This is a genomic window from Prevotella sp. HMSC077E09 (genome assembly GCF_001814685.1).
Taxonomy (GTDB): domain Bacteria; phylum Bacteroidota; class Bacteroidia; order Bacteroidales; family Bacteroidaceae; genus Prevotella; species Prevotella oris.
The window spans coordinates 99,115-122,849 of sequence record NZ_KV817517.1; the positions used below are offsets into that span (position 1 = coordinate 99,115).

The 23,735-nt window shown below is 45.3% G+C and carries 15 protein-coding genes; 11 read left to right on the forward strand and 4 right to left on the reverse strand.

The genetic code is table 11. From position 1 onward, the window contains the following. Nucleotides 1-189 precede the first annotated feature (189 nt). From HMPREF2983_RS03470 to HMPREF2983_RS03520, 11 genes are all read left to right on the forward strand, one after another. Nucleotides 190-3,453 carry a SusC/RagA family TonB-linked outer membrane protein gene (locus HMPREF2983_RS03470; protein WP_246829331.1) on the forward strand — a complete coding sequence of 1,088 codons (3,264 nt, stop codon included), beginning with the start codon at nucleotides 190-192 and terminating at the stop codon, nucleotides 3,451-3,453. A 25-nt stretch (nucleotides 3,454-3,478) separates the two neighbouring features. Further along, nucleotides 3,479-5,089 carry a RagB/SusD family nutrient uptake outer membrane protein gene (locus tag HMPREF2983_RS03475; RefSeq protein WP_070666811.1) on the forward strand — a complete coding sequence of 537 codons (1,611 nt, stop codon included), beginning with the start codon at nucleotides 3,479-3,481 and terminating at the stop codon, nucleotides 5,087-5,089. 29 nt (nucleotides 5,090-5,118) lie between these two features. Beyond that, nucleotides 5,119-5,910 carry a hypothetical protein gene (locus HMPREF2983_RS03480; RefSeq protein ID WP_070666813.1) on the forward strand — a complete coding sequence of 264 codons (792 nt, stop codon included), beginning with the start codon at nucleotides 5,119-5,121 and terminating at the stop codon, nucleotides 5,908-5,910. Nucleotides 5,911-6,019: 109 nt separating this feature from the next. Then, nucleotides 6,020-7,705 (forward strand): C10 family peptidase, encoded by a 1,686-nt coding sequence (locus HMPREF2983_RS03485; RefSeq protein ID WP_246829332.1) that lies wholly within the window; start codon nucleotides 6,020-6,022, stop codon nucleotides 7,703-7,705. Between the two features lie 745 nt (nucleotides 7,706-8,450). Next, complete coding sequence (locus HMPREF2983_RS03490) at nucleotides 8,451-11,621, forward strand: SusC/RagA family TonB-linked outer membrane protein (RefSeq protein ID WP_070666817.1); 3,171 nt, start codon at nucleotides 8,451-8,453, stop codon at nucleotides 11,619-11,621. 39 nt (nucleotides 11,622-11,660) lie between these two features. Then, nucleotides 11,661-13,148, forward strand: coding sequence for a SusD/RagB family nutrient-binding outer membrane lipoprotein (locus tag HMPREF2983_RS03495; RefSeq protein ID WP_070666819.1), 1,488 nt, complete (start codon nucleotides 11,661-11,663; stop codon nucleotides 13,146-13,148). Nucleotides 13,149-13,317: 169 nt separating this feature from the next. After that, a complete protein-coding gene (locus tag HMPREF2983_RS03500) occupies nucleotides 13,318-14,526 on the forward strand; it encodes an SGNH/GDSL hydrolase family protein (protein ID WP_070666821.1) in 1,209 nt (402 codons plus the stop codon). 417 nt (nucleotides 14,527-14,943) lie between these two features. After that, nucleotides 14,944-15,171 carry a hypothetical protein gene (locus HMPREF2983_RS03505; protein WP_246829333.1) on the forward strand — a complete coding sequence of 76 codons (228 nt, stop codon included), beginning with the start codon at nucleotides 14,944-14,946 and terminating at the stop codon, nucleotides 15,169-15,171. Between the two features lie 43 nt (nucleotides 15,172-15,214). Continuing rightward, a complete protein-coding gene (gpmI, locus tag HMPREF2983_RS03510) occupies nucleotides 15,215-16,738 on the forward strand; it encodes a 2,3-bisphosphoglycerate-independent phosphoglycerate mutase (protein ID WP_070666823.1) in 1,524 nt (507 codons plus the stop codon). Nucleotides 16,739-16,745: 7 nt separating this feature from the next. Continuing rightward, nucleotides 16,746-17,408, forward strand: coding sequence for a uracil-DNA glycosylase (ung, locus tag HMPREF2983_RS03515; RefSeq protein ID WP_070666827.1), 663 nt, complete (start codon nucleotides 16,746-16,748; stop codon nucleotides 17,406-17,408). A 128-nt stretch (nucleotides 17,409-17,536) separates the two neighbouring features. Beyond that, nucleotides 17,537-18,139, forward strand: coding sequence for a DUF3109 family protein (locus tag HMPREF2983_RS03520; protein ID WP_070666829.1), 603 nt, complete (start codon nucleotides 17,537-17,539; stop codon nucleotides 18,137-18,139). A gap of 45 nt (nucleotides 18,140-18,184) precedes the next feature. Here the strand turns inward: HMPREF2983_RS03520 and HMPREF2983_RS03525 are convergent, their stop codons facing one another. The 4 genes from HMPREF2983_RS03525 to gyrB form a co-directional block, all read right to left on the reverse strand. Further along, nucleotides 18,185-18,934, reverse strand: coding sequence for a DUF481 domain-containing protein (locus tag HMPREF2983_RS03525; RefSeq protein ID WP_036890815.1), 750 nt, complete (start codon nucleotides 18,932-18,934; stop codon nucleotides 18,185-18,187). Between the two features lie 250 nt (nucleotides 18,935-19,184). Next, nucleotides 19,185-20,048, reverse strand: coding sequence for a helix-turn-helix domain-containing protein (locus HMPREF2983_RS03530; RefSeq protein ID WP_004373639.1), 864 nt, complete (start codon nucleotides 20,046-20,048; stop codon nucleotides 19,185-19,187). 85 nt (nucleotides 20,049-20,133) lie between these two features. Continuing rightward, nucleotides 20,134-21,060 carry an alpha-L-rhamnosidase N-terminal domain-containing protein gene (locus HMPREF2983_RS03535; protein ID WP_070666831.1) on the reverse strand — a complete coding sequence of 309 codons (927 nt, stop codon included), beginning with the start codon at nucleotides 21,058-21,060 and terminating at the stop codon, nucleotides 20,134-20,136. A 69-nt stretch (nucleotides 21,061-21,129) separates the two neighbouring features. Then, on the reverse strand, nucleotides 21,130-23,100 hold the full coding sequence (gene gyrB, locus HMPREF2983_RS03540; RefSeq protein WP_004373643.1) for a DNA topoisomerase (ATP-hydrolyzing) subunit B: 1,971 nt from the start codon (nucleotides 23,098-23,100) through the stop codon (nucleotides 21,130-21,132). Between the last annotated feature and the right edge of the window lie 635 nt (nucleotides 23,101-23,735).

Sequence of the window (23,735 nt, forward strand, 5' to 3'; positions counted from 1 at the left end):
GAAAGAAGGATTGTTTCCAAGTTTCTTTTCAACACGAAATAATGTTACAAGGGTTGGAGTACGTGCCTTTCGCGTCACTAAAATCTTCCAAGTGATGTGATATCGGCCTTTTTCTCATTATATATAATAAGGTATAGAGATATACTGCAAAGCAATAAACAAATAATATAAATTAAAGAGAGAGATTTTATGGAAAAAAGACTAATGATGTTTTTGGCAGGCCTTTTCCTCAGCATAGGAATGGCTGTGGCACAAACTCAGGTTTCAGGTACTGTTGTCTCTGGGGATGATGGTGAGCCTGTTATTGGCGCTTCAATCAAGGTTGTGGGCACTAATACGGGTACAGTATCCGATGCAGACGGGAAGTTCTCGCTTTCAGCACCCGCTGGTGCGCGCTTAGAGATTTCTTATATCGGCATGCAAAGCAAGACCGTCAAGGCCTCTCCCAAGATGCATGTCACATTGGAAGCCGAGAATAAGACATTGGATGAAGTGATGGTTGTAGCCTATGGAACGGCAAAGAAATCTTCATTTACAGGTTCTGCTGCTGTCGTAAAGGCAGATGATATTGCAAAGGTGCAGACTACAAACGCCGTTGAAGCGTTGCGTGGTAAGGTTTCCGGTGTGCAGATTACACAGGCTTCAGGTCAACCGGGGACAGCTCCAACGGTTCGTATCCGTGGTATTGGCTCTATCAATGCAGCTCGCTCTCCACTTTATGTTGTAGATGGTACTCCATATGATGGTGATATCAATATCATTGCTCCTACGGATATTGAGAGTATGACCGTATTGAAAGAAGCAGCTGCTGCCGCTCTTTATGGTGCACGTGGTGCCAATGGTGTTGTCATCATCACGACAAAGAATGGCCGTTCCTCTGGCAATGCGACCATTACGGTTGATGCAAAATGGGGTGTAAACTCTCGTCAGGTGCCTGACTATAACTATATTAATGATCCTGCAGGCTATTATGAAACGTGGTACAAGGGACTGTATAATTATGCCCGTGATACCTATGGATATACTGCGGCACAGGCCAACGCATTTGCCAATCAGAACCTGACAGCCAGCAATAGCTACGGTTTAGGGTACAATGTCTACAATGTTCCAGCAGGCCAGAACATGATTGGTATGAATGGAAAGCTCAATCCTAATGCCACTTTAGGGAATGTTATTACAGGTACGGATGGTAAGAAATATCTTCTTACTCCTGATAATTGGCTCGATAATATCTACCGTCATGCACTGCGTCAAGAGTACACTGTGACAGGTGCAGGTAGCACTCAGAAGTCTTCTTTCTATGCTTCTGCCAACTATCTGAATATGAAAGGTATCTCTATTGGTTCGGATTATGCACGTTTCACGGCTCGTTTGAAAGCAGATTATCAGTTTAAGCCATGGCTGAAGTTGGGCGTCAATATGAACTATGCACACTACAATGCGAATCAGTTAGGCTCTGATGGTGAAGCTTCTGCCTCAGGTAATGTCTTCACCGCATCAAGAATAGCTCCTATCTATCCGCTTTTCATTCGTGATGCTCAGGGGAATAAGGTACGTCATGAAGCATCAGGTGGCTGGGCTTATGACTACGGAGAGACAAAGAGTCTTATCGGACTGTCACGTCCTTATTTTGGAAGCAGTAATGCACTTTCTGATGCATTGGTGAACAAAAACTACAATGAAGGCAATACGTTCGGTGCAACCGGTATAGCAGAAATCAATCTTCCCTATGATTTCAAATTCACTTCGACTAACAGTGTTTATGATGATGAATACCGTGCCCAGTCAAGTACGAACCCTTGGTTTGGTCAGTATGCTTCTTCTAACGGTATTGCTAATGTAAGCCATGGTCGTACTTGGACCTACAACTATCAGCAGTTGCTTAACTGGCACCGACAGTTCGGAAAACATGATGTAGAGGCAATGCTTGGACATGAATACTATCACCGTCGCATTACGACGCTTGCCGGTCACAATAACAATATGTTCCTTAACAGTATTGTTGAATTGAGTGCTGCCGTAACGACCAGTTCTATTGCTACTTCTTCTACATCTGAATACAATACTGAAGGCTTCTTTGGACGTGCACAGTATAATTATGACAGCAAATACTTCGGTTCTTTCTCTTATCGTCGTGATGCTTCATCTTACTTCGATCCTGATCATCGCTGGGGAAACTTCTGGTCTTTGGGTGGTGCATGGCTCATTTCAAAAGAGAAGTTCTTCCATGTAAGCTGGGTGGATGAATTGAAATTGAAAGCATCTTATGGTGAGCAAGGAAACGACGACATTGGTTATTACAAATATATCACTACTTATAATATTCAGAATTCAAATGGAAAGCTTGCTCTTTCTCCTCGTCAGTTGGGTAATGCCAAGATATCTTGGGAGAAGAACGGCGAGTTCAATGTCGGTATAGAGTTCTCTTTGCTGAAGAGTCGCCTAACGGGTTCTTTCGAATATTACAATCGTAAGACGACTGATATGCTTTCTTGGTATACCTTGCCAGCTTCATTCGGCTTTACAGGTTATTATGACAATGTTGGTGATATGCGCAATACGGGTGTCGAGTTCGAATTACAGGGCGACATCATCCGCACCAAGGAGCTCACATGGTCGGCTCATTTGAACATGACTGCCAATAAGAACCGTATTGTCAGATTAGCAGCTGACAAGAAGAACTTGGTGGTAGATGGCAAGCAAGGTTACCAGAGTAGCGATTACTTCTATGGTGAGAAACTGCCTATGTACACCTGGTATATGTACAAATATGCAGGCGTTGATCAGACAACGGGTGAAGCACTCTATTATAAGAATGTATATGAGAAAGATGCAAATGGTAAGACTATCTACTATGATGCAAACGGTAAACAGGTTGATCAGTCTGTAAAAGGAGCACGTCCAAAGGTTGTTGGCCAGGAAACTGTTAAGACAACAGGTGAAGCAGACCTGTATCTTTGCGGTGATCCTAACCCCGATGCATTCGGTGGATTTGGTACGAATCTCAGCTGGAAAGGCTTTGACCTTGCCGTAGACTTCACTTATCAATTAGGTGGTAAGGCTTATGATAATGGCTATGCCAGTGCAATGAATTTGAGTCGCGGTAGTGCTATCCATGCTGATATCCTTAATGCCTGGTCGCCTACCAATAAGAATTCGAGCATTCCTCGCTTGAACTTCAATGACAACTACATGGCAGCACAGAGCGATCGCTTCTTGACTTCGGCTTCATATCTCAATTTGCAGAACATCACATTGGGCTATACATTGCCGAAACCTTTTGTTCGTAATCTTGGCTTAGCCAACATCCGCGTCTATGTTACGGGAGATAATGTTTGGTTGTTCTCAAAGCGAAAGGGCTTTGATCCACGCCAGAGCGAAAATGGTTCAATTACGAATGCTTACTATTCGCCTATCCGTTCTGTCTCTGGTGGTGTGAGTGTGACGTTCTAATCATTAACAGAAAAAAGGAAACAAGATGAAAAAAATCAATCAATATATATTGGGTTTAGGACTGGTGGCACTGTCTCTCTCCACTTTTACTTCATGTGAAGAAGAGACAGAACCAACCTCTTATGCGACCACTAAGCAGCTACAACGCTCTTCTGAAGCAACAGAAGCCCTGCTGAGTGCAATTCCGGCATCACTGAATACGGTGTGGGATCGTAGTTATCATTTCAGTTACAGCTATGGTTCGATGATGAAGATCCGAGATGTGATGACGGCAGATGAGGCTCTTTCAGAAAGCGATTACAACCAATATAGGCAATGGATACAGAGTTACTATATTGGAAGGGATTACCTTACTACACAGTTCATCTGGAACAAATTCTATAATATGGTGCTGACGACCAATAATCTTATTGGTGCCGTTAATCCTGAATCAGCAACTACTCAGCAGTTAGGTTTCCTTGGAGTTGCCTATGCTTTCCGTGCAATGTTCTATTTGGATATGGCTCGTATGTATGAGTTCCTGCCGAATGAAAAGTTCCCTGATGGAAAGAACAGCGATGGTAACGTGGTCACCAACCTTACCTGTCCTATTGTGAAGGCAGGAATGAGCAAAGAAGATGCCCGCAAGAACCCTCGTGCCACACGTGAAGATATGAAGAAATTCATTGAGGGTGATTTGAATGATGCCGAGAAATACATCATCAAACTGGCGGATACGCGTGATAAGACTTTGCCTGACTTGGCTTGTATTTATGGTTTGAAAGCTCGTCTGTATATGTGGGTAGAGGACTATGCCAAGGCTGAAGAATATGCTAAGAAAGCTATTGCTACCACCAAAGTTGCACCAGTAAGCAAGGCCGTTGCCCTCAATCCATCGACAGGTTTCAACACGACAACTCCTTGGATGTGGGGCTCCAACCAGACTGCAGACGCTGCAACTGTGAAGACAGGTATCATTAACTGGACTTCATGGATGTCAAATGAAACGATCTTTGGTTATGCAGGTGCAGGTGGGGTGTACTGTATGATAGGCAAAGAACTCTATGATCGTATCAGTGATAATGATTGGCGTAAGCTCTATTGGAAAGCTCCGAGTGGTAGTGCTTTGGCCGATCAGGTTCCATTCCTGAAAGCTTCTTACAAGAAATCTCTGCCCGTTTATGCTTCCATTAAGTTCCGTCCGGGCCAGGGCAATGACGGAGAATCCTCCATTGCAGCAGCCTGTGCGTATCCTCTGATGCGTGTTGCTGAGATGTATTTCATCGAGGCTGAGGCCGCAGCACAACAGAATAAACTTGCAGAAGCAAAGACTGTTCTGAATAAAATCATGCAGACACGTGACGCGAACTACAATAGTCAACTCACTGACAAGGAGTCTCTCATTGAGGAAATCGTGTTCCAAAAGCGCGTAGAACTTTGGGGTGAAGGACAAAGTTTCTTTGATATCAAGCGTCTGAACTACTCTGTCAAGCGTGCTTACAAAGGCACGAACTTCTATGAGTTGTGCCGTTTCAATACCAAAGGGCGTCCGGCTTGGATGAACATCTGTATCGTTTCAACTGAAGAAAACAATAACAGTGCGGTTAAAGGCTATAACAATCCCGATCCGTCAGACCTCTACACCCCTGTACATTAATCCGTAGTATTTCATAAAGGGAAAAGAAAATGAAAAATATCTTGAAATATTCATTCATGGCTGCGCTTGGCTTGTGTATTGCAAGTTTAAGCGCCTGCTCAGACGATTACAAGTATGAACCGGCACCATCTGATACAGGTGGCAACGCATACTTGGTTGCATCAAAGTCTGATACTGTTAAGTTCACAGAAAACGAAGCGCAAAAACTCATCGTACGCGTGGCTCGTGTCGACTCAACTCAGGCTCAGACAATAGCGTTGTCAAGTGACAATAAGTCTTTCAATGCACCGACTGACGTGAAGTTTGCTGCCGGAGAGGGGACCAAAGACGTTGAGGTGGCTTTCAACATGACCGCAGGAACGTCTGAAAAAGTAAACATTGCCGTGGCTTCAAAAGATGCTTTTATTTACGGTTTGCCGGAGATAACCTACCATGTTATCCGCTACAAGACTCATAATGTGACGGTTGCTTTAGGCATGTGGAATGTACAATCCAACCTGATTGTACGCTCATACGGCAACAATTACATGTTGTTGGCAGACAAGGAGAACGGTTATAACTACGACATCAACTTCACTATTGACGACAAGGGCGTAGTAACCGTACCGGCTCAGCCCGCTTGGGATCATAAAACCTATGGAAAGATTTGGGTGTGTGGCAATGAAAAAGGAGATGCCAAGTCTACTGCTAACGGCGTTTCCGGCTCAGCAATTGCAGGAACCTACGATGCAAAAACAAAGGTGGCTACGCTGAAACTGCTCCATGCCGTACCTGGAAAAGGGGCATTCGGCACCAAGATCGACTATATATCGTTTAAGTAAATATAAGATTATCCGATATAACAAAAGGACCTTGCAGGCTTGTCCTGTTGGGTTCTTTTTTATTTTTCAGAGAACCCTTCATCAATCATAACCATTTTATAAAATGCCAATGACAAAGAAAAAACTATTACTTCTCATTTCTCTTTTCGTCATATCTTCCGGACTACAGGCAGCCCACAGAAGCCTGTTACAAAAGAAAGAGGCTGCATTGCAGGTGCTGACAAAAGCTGACAGCCATGCGCCCACACGCGCTGCAGGTTCATCTGACCATCTTAAAGTTATCGCCGAGAACGCTATGTTGACGGTTCTTGGCTCGCAAACAGGTTTTGCCATTATTGCCAATGACGATGTTTTTCCTGCTGTTATAGGTTATTCAGGCGACAGGTATGATGCAGAAACCAATACTTCTCTGCTTTGGTTTGTCAATGCAGCAAGCAGTTCTATGAGCAACTATCTGTCGGAAGGGAAGAAATATGCACCGGTAATTCCTGCCGGAGCATTCCAGACCGCAGTCAGTCCTATTCTGAAAACCGAATGGAACCAGTCAAAACCTTATAACAACGACTGTCCATACGTGTCTGGAAGAGAGCCTTATCCTACGGGATGTGTGGCAACTGCACTGTCACAGATAATGAAACATTACAATTATCCGACTAAAGGTATCGGACAAGGTACGTTGAGTGTGGTTGTCAATGGGGTCAGTAAGATTATTTCAGCAGACTTCGGCAATACAACATATGACTGGAAAAACATGCTGAATGAATATGAAACCGTTTCTTATACTGCTGTGCAGGCAAAGGCTGTTTCAACCTTGATGCTCCACTGTGGCATAGCCGTAGGCATGGAATATACGCCGTCTGGCTCCGGTGCTTATTCCAATGAGGCTCGCAGCGGCTTAATCAATAAGTTCGGTTATGATGCAGGTATCAATCTCCTTTTTCGTAACTATTATTCCACTTCTCAATGGATGAACATAATATATCAGGAGTTGAATGCCAGCCGTCCGGTATATTATACAGGGTCAGATGCAACGGCAGGCGGTCATGCCTTTGTCATTGACGGTTATAACGAGCATGGCTTCGTGCACGTAAACTGGGGTTGGGGCCCCAAAGGTGGCAACGGTTACTTTGATATAGCACTGCTGAATCCAACGGGATATTCGTTCAGTGACGGGCAGGATATGCTTGTTGGCGTCTCTCCGGTGAAAGTAATGGATGCGCATTCACACGTTATCAGCAAAGAGAAATTCACTGCATATAAGTTTGCTTCGATGCTTAATCTCTCGGCTGGAACGATGTATAATCTTGCAGGTGAAAGCTTTACGGGTGAGGTTGCCTTTGTTCTTATGAAAGATAACACGGCAAAAGTGCTCAAGTCTATTACTGTATCAAATGTTGCCGACCGTTATTCTGTGGGCGAACTTAGCGGGATGATTACCCTGCCGGCTGGCATTTCTGACGGCACTTACCGTCTGTTTGTAGGTTCACGTTCATCGCAATATGCCGAAGATTGGCAGTTGGTGCGTCGTCCTTCCAATCAGGTGAACAGCTATGAAGTCGTAATTTCAGGCGGAAGTGTACAGAGTGTAGATACCGGAACCACTGATGACAGTTGGAAAACAACGGGTATCAGAACCATCGATACTTCTGCTTCCTCTGCTGACGTCACGGTCTTTGACCTTCAGGGACACAAACTTATGCATGTTCCTGCTGTGCAGTTCAGTAACGATTTGCTGCCCGTTGGCGGTGTGTATGTTGTGAAGCAAGGTGAAAAGACAATGAAAGTGATGAGGTAAGGAATGCAGGAATGATTGTCAATTTATTTCATCTTTGATTTGCATTCGCCTTTAAAAAGTATTATCTTTGTGTCGGGGAAAGTCAGTAGTGGCTTTCCCCTTTTTCGTGTCTTGTTGTCAATGGCGTTGCAATCAGCGTCAGAATGGCGTGTAATTTGATGCAAAATACCGCGCAATTTGCGTCATATTGCAGTGTAAAGTGACTGTAATTGCATGCTGTTATGACGCAGATTAGCAGGTGTAGTAGGTGAGATATTGATTTCGTTCGTGGTGAATTGGAAAACATGACGAATGGAATTGTTGGAAATTTTGAGTTTTTTTGTTAAAGTTATATAATGCTTCTTGTGGCATATCTAATGTTTGTTTCCAGTCTTTGTTTTCTTGGTTTGATGCACCATATTTCCCATTCCAACTGGTAGATAAAAGCTGTTCATCTTTTCATTCTTTATGAATTATTGCATTTTCTGCTTGTTTGTTCACACTGTTTAGATGTTACATATATTCAAATTATATACATATTATAGTTTCAAAACAACAATAATACGTTGCGATTTATATGGTAATTTATTGAAAATGCGGCTTTTTTATAACGAAATGATAAATTAACTGCAAAATAATTTGCATATGAAATATGTATTCATTAACTTTGCATTTGAAAATATTTATAATTTTATTTAAATGTAAGTCATTGGATTTTGTTGCGAGCAGAGATGACTTTTGTGTTTTAACTTAAAGAGAGAAATTTATGGAAAAGAGACTTTTGATGTTTCTTGCGGGCCTGTTTCTGAGCATAGGAATGGCTGTAGCCCAGACGCAAGTTAATGGAACCGTAGTTTCAAGTGAAGATGGAGAGCCGATAGTGGGTGCTTCGGTGAAGATCTCCGGAACTAAAATGGGAACGATTACTGATGTTGATGGTAAGTTCACCTTGAGTGCATCAGAGGGCACAAAGCTTGTTGTTTCCTATTTGGGCATGCATACCAAGACGGTGACTGTGCCTAATTCAGGCAGCATGAAAGTCAAGTTAGACCCTGACAACAAGGTTCTTGACGAGGTTGTCGTAACGGCAATGGGCATCACCCGTGAGAAGAAATCACTCGGTTACGCCTCACAGATGCTTGATGCCAAGGACTTAAACACTGCCGGTACCTCCTCATTGGCCAGTGCCATGCAGGGAAAACTGACGGGTGTTGACATCAGAACCTCTTCGGGAGCACCTGGAGCATCGGCTCAGATTGTAATCCGTGGAGCGCGTTCTTTCAATGGAAACAACACGCCGCTTTATGTTGTCGACGGCATGCCCATTGTTTCTACGCCCGATTTCGACACGAAGCACTCTGTGACGGGTGCCGACAATGCCAGTCGTACGATTGACCTTAACCCTGATGATATCGCATCTATCAATGTCTTGAAAGGTCAGGCTGCATCGGCACTTTACGGTATTCGTGCTTCAAACGGTGTTATCTTGATTACCACAAAGCGTGGAAGCAAGAGTTCAACAAAGCCGGTTATCACTTTCTCTACCGACTTGAGCGCACAGACTTTGAGCCGAAAGTTTGAACATCAAAAGGTATATGCCCAGGGTGGAAGCCTTTCGAAGTATAACCCCAACACTTCAATGTCGTGGGGACCAAAGATTTCTGACCTGCCCAATGATGCTACCTATGGAGGTAACACCAATAACAAATACACCAATGGTGACCTCACTTCGCATGCTGGAATGTACTATAATCCGAAGTATGCTGCCGCAGGTCTCAGTGGTTGGGCTACGCCTCAGACCTATGACAACGTAGGCGATTTCTTCAAGACTGGCTTCACCCAGAACTCCACTTTCAATATTTCGCAGCGCAAGAACGATGTGAGTTATTCGTTTAGTATCAGTGATACCTATCAGAAGGGCATCATTCCTTCAACAGGTATGACCAGAACGGGTGCACGCGGTGCCGTAGACTGGAAGGTCAACGACCAGTGGAAGACAGGCTTCTCGGCCAACTACAGCTCGGTAAAGGTAACATCTGCCCCCGGTGCTAACAGTGGTATAGTCAACGTTGTGTACTCTGCTCCGGCCGAATACAACCTTAAAGGCACGCCCTATCATAAGCCGGGCGACCCTACTTCGCAGATACTTTTCCGTGCAACCAACTTCAATAATCCCTATTGGTGGGCCGACAATGACGAGTATTCACAGCATACGAACCGCGTATTTGGCAATGCTTATGCCGAATTTACTCCGAAAATGAATTGGAACGACCGTTATAATCTCGTCTTTCGTGAGCAGGCCGGCGTTGATATCTATACCTCCAACAATGCTACCATTGCAGAGATAGGCTCGGCTTATAATAAGAAAGGCGAGGTTGAAAACTACGGAGCGCAGAACAATATCTTTAATAACTTGCTCACAGCTAACTTCACTGCCAAGTGGGGTGCAGACAAAGAGTGGGACTTCGGCTTTGTTCTCGGTAATGAATTCAACCATAGATATTGTCGCAAGTGGGACTATGACGGCTCCGGGTTGGCTTTCTATGGACAGCCTACTATCGGCAACACGTCTTCCATAGACGGGCATTCCGAGTATCATGTACAGGAACGTACCGTTGGTTTCTTCGGTCAGATGTCGCTCTCTTGGAAAGATATGGTCTATCTTACCGTAACGGGTCGTAACGACAAAGTATCGTCCATGCCACGCGGTCACCGTTCTTTCTTCTATCCATCAGTATCATTAGGCTGGATATTTACCGAGCTTCCGGCATTGAAAGACAATCAGGTTCTCTCTTATGGAAAGCTCCGTCTGTCTTATGCACAGGTTGGACAAGCCGGTCAGTTCTATAATAATTACATGTATGTTCCGGCTTATGGCAGTGGTATGTATGTCTACACGCCAATCAGTTATCCGCTCGGTGGTGCCAAGGGTTATGCTCCTTACTTTGTGAAGTTTGATGAAAACCTGAAGCCACAGAACACCTCTAACTGGGAAACGGGTATTGACTTGGGACTCTTCAAGAACCGTGTCAAACTCGATTATACGTTGAGTTATCAGGATGTCAGAAACCAGATATTCGATGTTCCAACGGCAGGCACGACGGGATATCAGTCACTCCGCACGAATGCAGGACGGATGGTGACTTGGTCTCACGAGCTTTCTGTGAATGCAACTGTGCTTGATCATCATGACTACAGCATGGAATTAGGCGTTAACTTCACGAAAGTTACCAACAAGGTAAAGGAACTTGCCGATGGTGTTGAGAGCATTATGCTCGGTGGTTTCGTTGAACCACAGATACGTGCACAGGCAGGTTACACCTATCCTAATATCTATGGCAGGGCTTTCAAGCGTACTAAAGACGGCCAGTTACTGCTGGATGCCAATGGTCTTCCACAGGCAACCGCAGCCAGTGTGAACCTTGGTGAGTGTGCGCCCGACTTCAACATGGGTTTCAATCTCCATGCACGTTACAAGAAAGTCTCACTTTCAGCAACAATGGATTGGCAGAAAGGGGGCTGCATGTATAATGGAACGCTGCTGACAATGAACTTCTTCGGTGCCTCCAAGGAGTCGCTCCCTTATCATGAAGGAACGATGGTTGCCGAAGGAATCAACGAAGCAACCGGGCTGAAGAATACCGTTGAAGTGAGCAAGCAGGATTATTATCAGGCTTACAACGATGTGACTGAAGCCGGCATCTTCGACACAAGCTATCTCAAGTTGCGCGATGTGACCTTGAGTTATCAGTTCCCTAAGTTTGCAGGTATTGACCTTTCAGTCTATGGTTTCGCCCGCAATGTCCTCCTTTGGGCTAAGATGCCGAACCTCGATCCAGAGAGTTCGCAGGGTAACGGCAATATGAGTGGCTACTTCGAACGCTACTCCGTACCTAACACTTCAAGTTTCGGTGGTGGCTTTAAACTCACATTCTAAGCACCGACTAACATTTGATAAACGTAAAGAGCATTGATTATGAAAATGAAATATATATTTGGTGTGGCCCTGACTTCAGTGATGTTTGCCTCTTGTTCTGAAGATATCATGGATCATATCAATAAAGACGAGGCACACCCGAGCATCAATATCAACGCCAAACTCCAGCTGACGGATGCTGAAGTGGCGACAGTCTATAGCACGCTCTGTGGCAACTATGCCTGGTATGTCAGTTCTTATACCGAGCAACTCTTCGGTACCGGCAACAACCAATTACGCATGGTGGAGAAACGAAACCTATCGGAGGTGGCCGGAAGTGCAGTGTTTGAAAACGAATGGAACAGCACTTACCTCAATCTCAACAATCTCCGTCTGATGCATAACAAATGTCAGGAGGGTGGAGTTAATGCCAAGGAATATAATCTTTTGGGCGTAACTCAGACGCTTGAAGCTGTCAACTGGGCCACTTTGACCGACCTTCATGGCGACATTCCCTATAAGGAATGCTTCGTAACTTCCAATCCTCAGATTGACAAACAGAAAGTAGTTTACGACCGTGTCTTTGAACTTCTCGACAGCGCACAAATCAACTTTGCCCGCGGAACCGATGATTTCAGCGCGAATGATATTATCTATAGCGGTAAAGTTGCTAAGTGGGCAGCATTTGCCCACGCGCTGAAAGCCCGCTATCTGCTGCGTACCTATGGGGTAAACAAGACCACGGCACAGCTTCAGAAGGTTGTTGCCGAAGCACAGGCTGCTATCAGTGGCGGTTTTGAAGGCTGCGAATTAGCTGTGTTCAACGGCCAGACTGCCGACAACTCCTGGTATGCTTACGCCCAGAGTCGTAGCTACACAGGTTGTTCGTCAACGGTAGAAAAACTGCTGACAGCCCGCAATGATCCCCGCGAACCTATTTACAACTACAACAAATTTGGCAAGAATGTGGTTGCAAATCCAGGAGATGACGCCTTAGCTTCAGAGACAGAGTATGTCAATTGGCCTGCTTATTTGGACAATGGTGCTGCTCCTTTGCACATGATGAGCAGTTCAGAGCTTTATTTCATCCTTGCCGAAGCGCAGGCACGTTTAGGTACAGACGCCAAGACTGCATTTGAAAAGGGAGTTACCGCCTCAATAAAAGACTTCTATACTGCCGGTGGAAGCGTCATCGAAGCAAGCATTACCGATGCTCAGATTGCGAATTATCTGACTTCAATCAATGCTCGTTTCACGGCAAATCCCTTGAATGAGATCCTCATTCAGAAGTATATTGCACAGACACGTGACGAGCAATTGGAGACCTATAACGACATCCGCCGTTGCCGTTACATTGACGGCAGCTATCCGGTCACCATGACCAACCCTAACAATACGTCGGGAGGTGCCAACCGTTGGCCGCTCTGTCTGCCTTATGGTGACAGCGATGTGAAGTCCAATCCGCATGTGACTGCAGCCTTTGGCAGCGGAAACGATGCCGGAATGTATGTCTTCACGAAGCGCGTGTGGTGGGCAGGTGGCGAATAATCTGCAGCTTATGGCTTCGTGATGAAGCGCACAAAATAGACGAAAGACATAGTCCACGTGTGGATTATTAAATTTCTCTCTCGCTTTAGGGCTGGCTTTTGCCAGCCCTTTTTGCCTATAATCAGAAAATAGTGTTACCTTTGCAAAGCGATAATATAAAGGTAAAAAGATGAAAAGATTTGTAGGATTAATTCTGTTATTCATTTCTGTTGCGGCACAGGCACAGTTGGCAAATGCCGTGACAGACAATCACTGGGTGGGCACTTGGGCTACAGCGCAGCAGCCTGTAGTAAAGAGTTTCATGCCTTATAACAACAATATGAGCGGTCGTTCGGTGCGACAGATTGTGAAAGTCTCGATAGGTGGCAAGCAGCTTCGGCTTGAGTTGAGCAACGAACTCTCGCGTGAACCGCTCGTTATCCGCTCGGTCTACATCGCACATGCTGCCGACAGCTTCGTTATTGTGCCCTCCACGGCGAAGTATCTCACGTTTGGTGGCCGTTACAACACCGTCATTCCGGCGGGCAAGGCCGCTTTCAGTGATGCGTTGAACTTCGATCTTCAACCGTTGGAAAAGCTTGCCATTACCATTAATTATACCAAGGCTCCCGCCGTCCCTACGGTTCACATGGGGTCCCGAACGACGAGTTATATCCTGCGGGGCGTGTCAACTCCCAAGACGAGTTTTGCCAAGGCGTTCCGTGAAGACCATTGGTTTAACATCTCGGCCATTGATGTTTATGACCTCACAGCCAAGAGTATAGCCATCATCGGCAATTCCATCACCGATGGAAAGAACTCAACCAACAACGCACAAAACCGCTGGCCGGACATTCTTTCAGAGGTTTTGCAGAAGAAACAAGGCGTGACCGACGTCGGAGTTCTTAATCTCGGCATCGGCAACAACCGTGTAACGATGAAGGGAGGCTTTGGATTTATGGCCCGCGAACGCTTCAATCGGGATGTCCTTTCACAGCGAGGTGTGCGTGCGGTTGTTATCTTTGAGGGCGTAAATGACATCGGAGCAGCAGCTTTCGGCCAAAGCGAAACCGTGGCAAATGACCTTATCTATGCCTACGAAGAGATGATACGCAAGGCCAAGGAGCGCAATCTGCGCGTCTATCTCGGCACGATTACGCCATTCAAGGGGGCCGGCTATTACTCTGCTTTCCATGAAGCGGCCCGCCAAACTGTAAATCAATGGATACGCAGTCAGCGTGAGAAGGTCGACGGCATCCTTGATTTCGATGAGCTGCTTCGCGATCCTAACGACCCCGAACGCCTGCAGAAACATTGGCAGAGCGATTGGTTGCACCCCAATCCCGAGGGATATCGTGCCATGGGAGAATATGCGGCAGGGGTGATAACGTGTCGTTAGTCAGTGCTTCTTCCCTTGGGGAGTACTGGAATTGGTTTTTAGTTATTTATTTTTACAAATGCTTTCGCATAACTCGCGTATTCAAAAAACATTTTATGTCGGGCCGAAATACGCGAGTTTTGAGCCTTTTAAGTAATGCGTTGGCTATCAGGTTGTTATGTAATATCAGTTGTTTTCAGGGCTGAAATCATGTTGATTTTATTGCTGTTTTGACGCATATTGCATCGTGTTTTGCCTCACTTTGCATGCTGTCTTGATGCAGAAGACGCGGTGTTTTGATGCAGATTGCAAGCCAAAGTGATGCAGGTTGCAGGATAATGTGTCAGAAACGGCATTGCTTTTTGATTTGAAAGGCGCGATTTGGGCTTGTTTATGCGCTTTCTTTTTCTAAAAGGTAACTTCTGAAAGAGGCCTTTTTTGACCAATAAAATTTACAAAACAGAGGCGTTTGTCGGGATGTTCCAAGCAGCGTTGTGTGGAGATTGGAGAGACAAGACAGGCAGAAAGAATACGGCTTCAGGCTGGGGATGCACCGCAGACTTCATCACTTTGGGTGCACATCAGCATGTTTTTGTCAGCCAACATCAAGTTGATGACGAAAAAAAACGGGCCGTTCTTCTTTGTAATCTCACTCGTTTGCAGTAACTTTGCAGCATACAGGAAACAGAATTTTAAGTTTATATAAGTTATGGCAAAGAAAGCGTTATTGATGATTCTCGACGGATGGGGAATCGGAAAGCATGGTAAGGGTGATGTTATCTATAATACTCCGACACCTTATTTAGATTATCTGAATGCAGTTTCTGCACATTCTCAGCTTCAGGCTTCAGGCGAAAACGTAGGTCTTCCCCACGGACAGATGGGTAATTCTGAAGTTGGTCACCTCAATATCGGTGCCGGCCGAGTGGTTTATCAGGACTTGGTGAAGATCAATAAAGCCTGCGAAAGCGGTGACATCTTGAAGAACCCCGGCATTGTTGAAGCTTATTCTTATGCCCAAAAGACGGGCAAGAAGCTCCACTTGATGGGCTTAACTTCAACGGGAGGTGTGCACTCTTCACTCAATCATCTCTTCAAGTTGATAGAGATAGGTAAGGAATATCAGCTCAAAGATGTATATGTGCATTGCTTCATGGATGGGCGAGATACCGACCCAAGAAGCGGCAAGGGCTTCATTGAAGACGTAGAGGAATGCTGCCAGAAGAATGGTGCTCACATCGCAAGTATCATTGGCCGGTTCTATGCAATGGACCGAGATAAACGCTGGAACCGCGTGAAAGAGGCTTATGATTTGCTTGTGAAGGGCGAAGGAAAACAGGCCGATGACTTGGTTAAAGCCATGCAGGAGAGTTACGACGAGGGCGTGACCGATGAGTTTATCAAGGCAATCAACAACAGCAAAGTCAACGGAACGATTGAAGAAGGCGATGTAGTTATCTTCATTAACTACCGTAATGACCGTGCAAAGGAACTGACGGAAGTGCTTACTCAGCAGGATCTGCCGGAAGAAGGTATGACGACTGTGAAGGGTTTGAAGTATTATTGTATGACACCATACGACCCGAATTTCAAGGATGTAAAGGTGCTCTTCCCGAAGGAAAACGTGCAAGATACACTCGGAGAATACCTTTCCCGATTAGGTAAGAAGCAGCTTCATACGGCCGAAACAGAGAAGTATGCCCATGTAACTTTCTTCTTTAATGGCGGTCGTGAGGAGCCTTTTGAGGGCGAAGATCGTATTCTTGTGGCTTCTCCTAAGGTGGCTACGTATGACTTAAAGCCGGAAATGAGTGCCTTTGAGGTTAAGGATAAGCTTGTCGGTGCTATCAACACACAGGAGTATGACTTTATTGTTGTCAACTTTGCCAACGGTGATATGGTGGGTCATACAGGTGTATATCATGCTATTGCAAAGGCAGTCTGGGCCATTGACCACTGTGTGGAAGAGGTCGTTGAGACAGCTAAAACCAACGGTTATGAGGTGATTATCATTGCTGATCACGGTAATGCTGATAATGCAATCAACGAGGATGGCACGCCAAACACTGCTCACTCGCTGAACCCTGTGCCGTTTATTTACGTGACAGATAATAACTCTGCCACTGTGAAAGATGGCCGTTTGGCCGATGTTGCTCCGTCAATTCTGCACATCATGGGCTTGGAACAGCCTGCTGACATGACGGGAGAATGCTTGATATCTGACAATAAATAAATGCGCAATGGTAAAGATTGAAGAGAGTTGGAAGCCCTATCTTGGCGCGGAATTCGATAAACCCTATTTCGTGAACTTAACCAAATTGGTGCGCGAAGAATATCTGCATACCACGTGCTATCCGCCGGGAAAGCTGATTTTCAACGCCTTCAACCTTTGCCCTTTCCATAAAGTGAAGGTGGTAATCATAGGCCAAGACCCTTATCATGAGCCTGGTCAAGCCATGGGTTTGAGCTTTTCTGTGCCCGAAGGTGTAGTGATGCCCCCTTCACTTATCAATATCTTTAAGGAGATTGAAATGGATCTTGGCAAGCCGATGCCGCGAAATGGAGATCTCACACGATGGGCCGAGCAGGGCGTTCTGCTCTTGAATGCCACGCTGACTGTGCGTGCTCATCAGGCCAACAGTCATCAACGATTGGGCTGGACCACGTTTACCGATGCTGCAATCAAGGCTTTGAGCGAACATCGCGACGGTCTTGTTTTCATGCTTTGGGGTGGATTTGCCCGCAGCAAAAAGTATCTGATAGATCAAAACCGACATCTTGTTTTGGAGTCTGTTCATCCTTCTCCGCTCTCCGCTAACCGTGGAGGATGGTTTGGAAATCATCAGTTTTCAAGATGTAATGAATACTTAAGAGGTAGGGGAGAACAGGAAATAGAGTGGTAAGAAACCCCTCCCCAGCCCTCTCCTCGGGGGAGGAAGTGCAGGCTTATAGCCCATTTTATCATACTTCGAATGTCTGGTGTAGACATTTTCTGTCATGGCTGAACCGGCCAATTACTGCAAACAACATTATGAATAAAGAGGATTTGCATATTATACAGGTGGGAAACGTGTTGGTTTCTCCCGATATTATTACCGAGAAGTTCTGTTGTGATTTGGAGAAATGCAAGGGAGTTTGTTGCATAGAAGGCGATGCCGGAGCACCTGTTACACTTGATGAAATCGGTGGAATTGAGGATGCTTTAGACACCATTTGGGGCGATATGAGTGCTTCGGCACAGGCTGTTGTCGACAGACAAGGCGTGGCCTACACGGATATTGAAGGCGATTTGGTGACGAGTATTGTAGGAGGTAAGGATTGTGTTTTTACCTGTTATGAGGGCGATTGTTGTCTTTGTGCACTCGAACGTGCCTACCGTGACGGGCATACACGCTTCATAAAGCCTATTTCCTGCGCTCTTTATCCGATACGTGCCAAGGAGTTTGGCCATGGACTTGTAGGCATAAACTATCATAAGTGGAAGATATGTAAGGATGCAGTTGCAAAGGGTGAAGCCCTCAATCTTCCTGTTTATAAATTCTTGAAAGGCCCACTTATCCGGCGTTTTGGCGAAGAATGGTATGCAGAACTGTGTGAGGCAGCTGAAGAGATAGAGCAGATGATTGCAGAATAGAAGCCTTCCCCGCTCCCTCCAAAGGCGAAGAAGGCCGGCTGTTTCTTAGAAAGAGATATCTATACCGGCATCAACGGTGTTATAATCTTTACGTACAGGCACGATAGGAGAGGTGTCGTAGATGATGCGATAGGTGCCACGTATGCCGATTTTCGGTGTGATATGATACGCAAGGTCTACTGCTCCGCCGAACCTTGCGCTTTTGAAATAGCTGTCAGGCTTGGCTTGATGAATGGCGGTTGTAGTCAGTTCCCAATGTTCTCCGAGTGAATGTTTGAAGCTAAGTGACAGATGACTCTTCACACTTCGGCTGTAAGCATAATCGCTTATGCCTGCAGGTGGGTCGGGATATTGCCACTTTTCAAACTCATAGAAAAGGCCGACAGCTGCAAACATGAGGCAGTGCTCGGTGTTAACGAGGCGATATCGGGACTGAACTCCCGAGGAAATCTTGAATGTCATGCCACGGCTTCCTGCCCATTGTGACTCTACATAAGGGTAAACTTCAAAGGCATGATGAAGCAGATAACGATATTCTGCGTGCACATAGCCTCCACTTACGGTGATCTTCTTACCGTAGGTTGAGAATTCAAGTTTATTGATAAGGTTTATAACCCGACTCTTTTTAATCAGCAGATTGAGGTTAGCTGTGTTCTTAAGGGTAAGTACATTCTCTTTCTCTGTCTTGAAATCTACCACCGGTTGCAATGACCCTTGTATGGTTTTTGTGCTGTCTATCTCCATTGTAAGGTTCTCGGAGAAGAGCATCTGGGCCTGTGTCGGCATTGAAATCATCATGAAAACGAAGAACGAAATACATTTAATGACGATTGATTTTCGTACCTGAATACATTGAAACGGCAATGGGAAATAGGGACTGAGCAGCTTGCAAAGGCCCTTGTTGGTGTTTAGTTGTTTCATTTCTTGTTATTTTTTATTTTCCAAATGTTGGGTGCAAAGGTAAAGAAAATCTTCAAACTACGTTGTATGTCAAAGCATTTAAATTGCCAATCTTGCTTTCTTGTCGATGCAAGATCTTACAAACCTATACTTTTCTGTATTCGGAAGGCGACACACCAACATGGTCTTTAAAGTATTTTCCCATGAAGCTTTGGTTCGGAAAGTTCAGCTCGACAGCAATCTCTTTGATGCTTTTTGCAGTGCTTTTCAGCATGATGCGCAGTTCGTGTATCGTGTAATAGTCAATCCATTCATTGGGAGTACGGTGGCTGATAGCCTTTACAGCCTCTGAAAGATACTTCGGAGTAATGTTCAACTGCTTGGCATACCAACCCACACGACGTTCAGAACGGAAGTGATTTTCAACGAGTTTGACATAATCAAAGAATATCTTTTCAAGACGGGAAGAGTGGTGTTTGTCGTTTTTCTGAATGCGATAGATTGCATTACTGAGGTCGTAAATGAGGGCCTGAAGCAGTAGTTTCACAGTCTCTACACGAAAAAGATGCGCTTTGTTGTCTAACTTTTGCTTGATGATGCTAAAGTAGTTGGCCACTGTGTTGACTTCATCGGTCTCAAGTTCACATACAGGATGGTTTCTTGCAAATAGGAAAAGCGAAGACAATTCGTGTACATTCAATATCACTTCCCGATAGAAGTTCTTCGACATAATGATGCCAATACCCTTGAAATCTGCACTCAAACTATAGTTGTCTGTGACGTCTCCGGGGGTGACGATAAGGATGTCTTTGGGCAGAACAACATAGTCGATGGTATTTAAAGAGTATTTTCCGACCCCTGAAGTGCACATGCCGAAAAACAGAAAGTCAAGTCTTCCCGGTTCATTAGAACGGGGTAAGTCTGCGATGTTATTGACTAAAAGGAGGTCTTCATCAATATGGCTTCCCTTGTTAGTCTCGAGTAAAAAGCCGATAGTTAGTTCTTTCATAAGTGGTCTATATAGTTAAAATGGTGTTATAAGAAGAAGAATAAAAGAGGTTATAACCGTCATTTTCACAAGGAAAAAGACTTGACTAATGCCAACTTATGTGAGGGTAGGGAGCGGTTTCTATACCTTCAACACGCTGGATTTGGCTGTTTTTAAAATGTTGGTCTCCTGTAATCCAAACGTTTCTGAACGTTTGTCGGGTGAATTTCCGATAGGCTTGTTCGTCCATTTCTCCGCTGCATTGATAGCCTAATCCATTGATGTTGAGACGTTCTCCCATGTTGGCATCACGCAGCGTTACACGTACATAGCCATGAAACCCGGTATTGAATTCATAGCAGGTGGTATCGCCTTCAACGACATAATAGGCGGGTGTGATAATCTTCGTGACGCGTTCGGCTGTATAAGCCACCCTGCGATAGTCTGTCTTCTGGCTGTTGTCAGCCGCTAAACTCACTGCTCCTTGCCAGCAGGCCGGTGCAAAATCAGCAGCATTCCATTGCGTCTGACTGTAGTCGGAGGCATGAAATATCTCGTCATATGTGGTGTCAAGCCGCACATTTGCCTTGCGACAAAGCCAGTTACTGTCTGAAACGAGACTGAAAGGGTGGTTTTCTGCATCTCTTCCATAATAGGAGATAGCTACCTGGCGAGGCTGAATATGAGGATATGAAGGGCTATACCACACGGCAATCACGTTGCTGTCGGGGCGAAGAAAGCGTGTAATGTCGAAGCAAAGACTGATAGGTCGGTCGTTAAAAGCTTGCTTGCGGAAAGGCATTCTGACGTCAGTCGACACATTATAACCGTTCACATAGAGATCAAAATAGCCCGTTGTGACAACTTCAAGCATGGCAAACTGTGGTCTCCCCTCGCAGAGATAGGTTTGCCGGAACCATATCTGTGCGGTGGAGTCTACGTCAGGATAGCCTATCCAATGGGGCTGAAAGTCTTGTGCCTGCAAGCTGATGGCCTGTAGAAAAAGCACGAAACCTAATATCCATTTTGTCATATCTGAAATTAAAAATCCCCCTCCTGCATGGAGGAGAGGGATATATGGCTTGTTGATCAGTAACAGATTTTATGCATCAATGTTAGCATATGTGGCGTTCTGCTCAATGAATTCGCGTCTCGGTTCAACGTCATCACCCATCAACATGGAGAAGATTTCGTCGGCTTCAGCAGCATTCTGTATGGTTACCTGCTTCAAGAGGCGCGACTTCGGATCCATGGTTGTCTCCCAAAGCTGCTCGGGATTCATCTCTCCCAAACCTTTGTAGCGCTGTGTGTGCAGGCTCTTGTCGTCTTCTTTTCCTTCAACATACTTGTCAATGAAAGCCTGACGCTGCTGCTCCGTGTAGCAATATTCACTCGCTTTCTTATAGGTACACTTGTACAATGGAGGTGTAGCGATGTAGAGATGTCCGTCTTCAATGACCTTCGGCATAAAGCGATAGAAGAGTGTCATGATGAGAGTGTCGATGTGAGAACCGTCGACATCGGCATCGGTCATAATGATAATCTTGTCATATCTCAGTTTATCGATATTGGCTTCGCGGTCATCTTCGCCCTCAACACCAAAGCGGACGCCGATGCTCTGAATGATATTCATGACCGACTCGGCTTCGAAAACACGATGCCATTGCACCTTTTCTACATTCAAAATCTTACCTCGAAGCGGCAGAATTGCCTGTGTGTAACGGTCGCGACCTTGCTTGGCAGAGCCTCCCGCAGAGTCTCCCTCGACGAGGAATATCTCGCATTCTTTCGGGTCTTTATTAGAGCAATCGGCCAGTTTCCCAGGCAAACCGCCACCTGTCATCACGCTCTTTCGCTGTACGCTTTCACGTGCCTTGCGAGCTGCAATGCGTGCTGTTGCGGCTAAAACCACCTTTTCACAAATCTTCTTTGCCTCGATAGGATGCTCTTCTAAATAGTTTGACAGAGCCTCACCAACGGCTTGTTGCACGGCTCCTGATACCTCGCTGTTGCCCAATTTGGTCTTTGTCTGTCCCTCAAACTGCGGCTCTGCCACCTTAATGGATATCACGGCAGTGAGTCCTTCACGGAAGTCTTCGCCGGCAATCTCTATCTTTGCCTTCTCAATCTGCTTGGCAATAGTAGGTTCTGCATCGGCATAAGCCTTCAAAGTACGGGTCAGTGCGGCGCGGAAACCGGTCAGATGAGTACCTCCTTCAATCGTATTGATGTTGTTGACATAGCTATGAATGTTCTCCGAATAGTCGGTGTTGTACATGATAGCCACTTCAATTGGAATGCCTTGCTTCTCTGTTTTCAGGTAAATCACATCGTCGAAGAGATGTGTGCGGTGGCGATCTACGTAGCGAACAAACTCTTTCAGTCCGTCTTTTGCATGGAAAACTTCCTGTCGGGTCTTGCCTTCTTCATTGGGACGGAGGTCAGTAAGCGTGATGCGTATACCCGCATTGAGGTATGCAAGCTCACGCATTCGGCTGGCAACGATGTCCCATTTGTAGGTCGTTGTAGTGAAAACAGTCGGGTCCGGCCAGAATTGTTGGCGGGTTCCACGCTTAGTTGTTTCCCCAACTACTTTGACCGGATAGAGCGGTTTGCCTTTTTCGTATTCCTGTTGATATATCTTTCCATCCCTGAAAACCTGCGAAAGCATGTGCGAAGAGAGTGCATTCACGCAGCTTACACCCACACCATGCAGACCACCGCTGACCTTGTAAGAGCCTTTATCGAACTTACCGCCGGCATGAAGCACGGTCATAACGACCTCAAGAGCCGACTTATGAAGTTTCTTATGCTCATCAACAGGAATGCCACGACCGTTATCTTCAACGGTAACGGAGCCGTCTTCATTGAGCGTAATCTCAACATCTGTGCAGTAACCTGCCATGGCTTCGTCGATAGAGTTATCCACTGTCTCGTTGATAAGATGATGAAGTCCCTTCTCACTGATGTCGCCAATGTACATGGCCGGACGCTTACGAACAGCCTCAAGCCCTTCAAGGACTTGGATATTCGAGGCAGAATAATTTGCCTCGGAGTTTTGATTTTCTGCCATTTCCTTCAAAAATGTGATTTAATTGCAAAGATACTAAAAAAGATAGAGACTGCGAAACTTTTATACGCTAAAATACATTAATGTGAAAGGGCTTTGCAGTTGATTCTCAAGAAGAAAGGAATAGCATGGAAATACGTAGGAAAAAAGAGGCTTTTCGGCATGCTCCTGTATATTGGTCTCATTGCGTTGAACGTGGATGTAATCGTGAGAAAGCTCTGCTTTCCTGTAAAGATTGTTGCTTGTTTTTAACATTTCGTGGCTGCACCAAATAGAGAAAAAGAAGCGGGAAAACAGAGGCTGTTGTTCCATTTCGGTATTCTTGGTGGGCATTTCCGTTCATCATGCGTTGTAACTTGACGCAAAACACAACGCTGTTTGCATCAAATTGCGTTGTAACCTCATGCAGATTGTCACGTAACTTGATGCAAATGACATGGTCTTTTGTTGTTATCTTTTGTTTGAATTTGAATGGTTTTTTGTAACACTTTGATGCTCAATATATTGCGAAAAGATAGAAAGTGGGGTGTGTTTTGGGTGAGGATATGCTTTGTTCTGAATTTGCAAAGCATTTGAGAGCAATTGTAAACATTCGTGATGAATATTAACACATGGTAGTTTCAACTACCAAATGCGAA

Excerpts from the sequence above, each read along its gene's own strand:
- HMPREF2983_RS03480 (WP_070666813.1), top strand. The coding sequence starts at position 5,119 with ATGAAAAATATCTTGAAATATTCATTCATGGCTGCGCTTGGCTTGTGT.
- HMPREF2983_RS03530 (WP_004373639.1), bottom strand. The coding sequence starts at position 20,048 with ATGAAAGAACTAACTATCGGCTTTTTACTCGAGACTAACAAGGGAAGC.
- HMPREF2983_RS03500 (WP_070666821.1), top strand. The coding sequence starts at position 13,318 with ATGAAAAGATTTGTAGGATTAATTCTGTTATTCATTTCTGTTGCGGCA.
- HMPREF2983_RS03525 (WP_036890815.1), bottom strand. The coding sequence starts at position 18,934 with ATGATTTCAATGCCGACACAGGCCCAGATGCTCTTCTCCGAGAACCTT.
- HMPREF2983_RS03535 (WP_070666831.1), bottom strand. The coding sequence starts at position 21,060 with ATGACAAAATGGATATTAGGTTTCGTGCTTTTTCTACAGGCCATCAGC.
- ung (WP_070666827.1), top strand. The coding sequence starts at position 16,746 with ATGGTAAAGATTGAAGAGAGTTGGAAGCCCTATCTTGGCGCGGAATTC.
- HMPREF2983_RS03485 (WP_246829332.1), top strand. The coding sequence starts at position 6,020 with ATGACAAAGAAAAAACTATTACTTCTCATTTCTCTTTTCGTCATATCT.
- HMPREF2983_RS03470 (WP_246829331.1), top strand. The coding sequence starts at position 190 with ATGGAAAAAAGACTAATGATGTTTTTGGCAGGCCTTTTCCTCAGCATA.
- HMPREF2983_RS03475 (WP_070666811.1), top strand. The coding sequence starts at position 3,479 with ATGAAAAAAATCAATCAATATATATTGGGTTTAGGACTGGTGGCACTG.
- HMPREF2983_RS03520 (WP_070666829.1), top strand. The coding sequence starts at position 17,537 with ATGAATAAAGAGGATTTGCATATTATACAGGTGGGAAACGTGTTGGTT.
- HMPREF2983_RS03490 (WP_070666817.1), top strand. The coding sequence starts at position 8,451 with ATGGAAAAGAGACTTTTGATGTTTCTTGCGGGCCTGTTTCTGAGCATA.
- HMPREF2983_RS03495 (WP_070666819.1), top strand. The coding sequence starts at position 11,661 with ATGAAAATGAAATATATATTTGGTGTGGCCCTGACTTCAGTGATGTTT.
- gpmI (WP_070666823.1), top strand. The coding sequence starts at position 15,215 with ATGGCAAAGAAAGCGTTATTGATGATTCTCGACGGATGGGGAATCGGA.
- gyrB (WP_004373643.1), bottom strand. The coding sequence starts at position 23,100 with ATGGCAGAAAATCAAAACTCCGAGGCAAATTATTCTGCCTCGAATATC.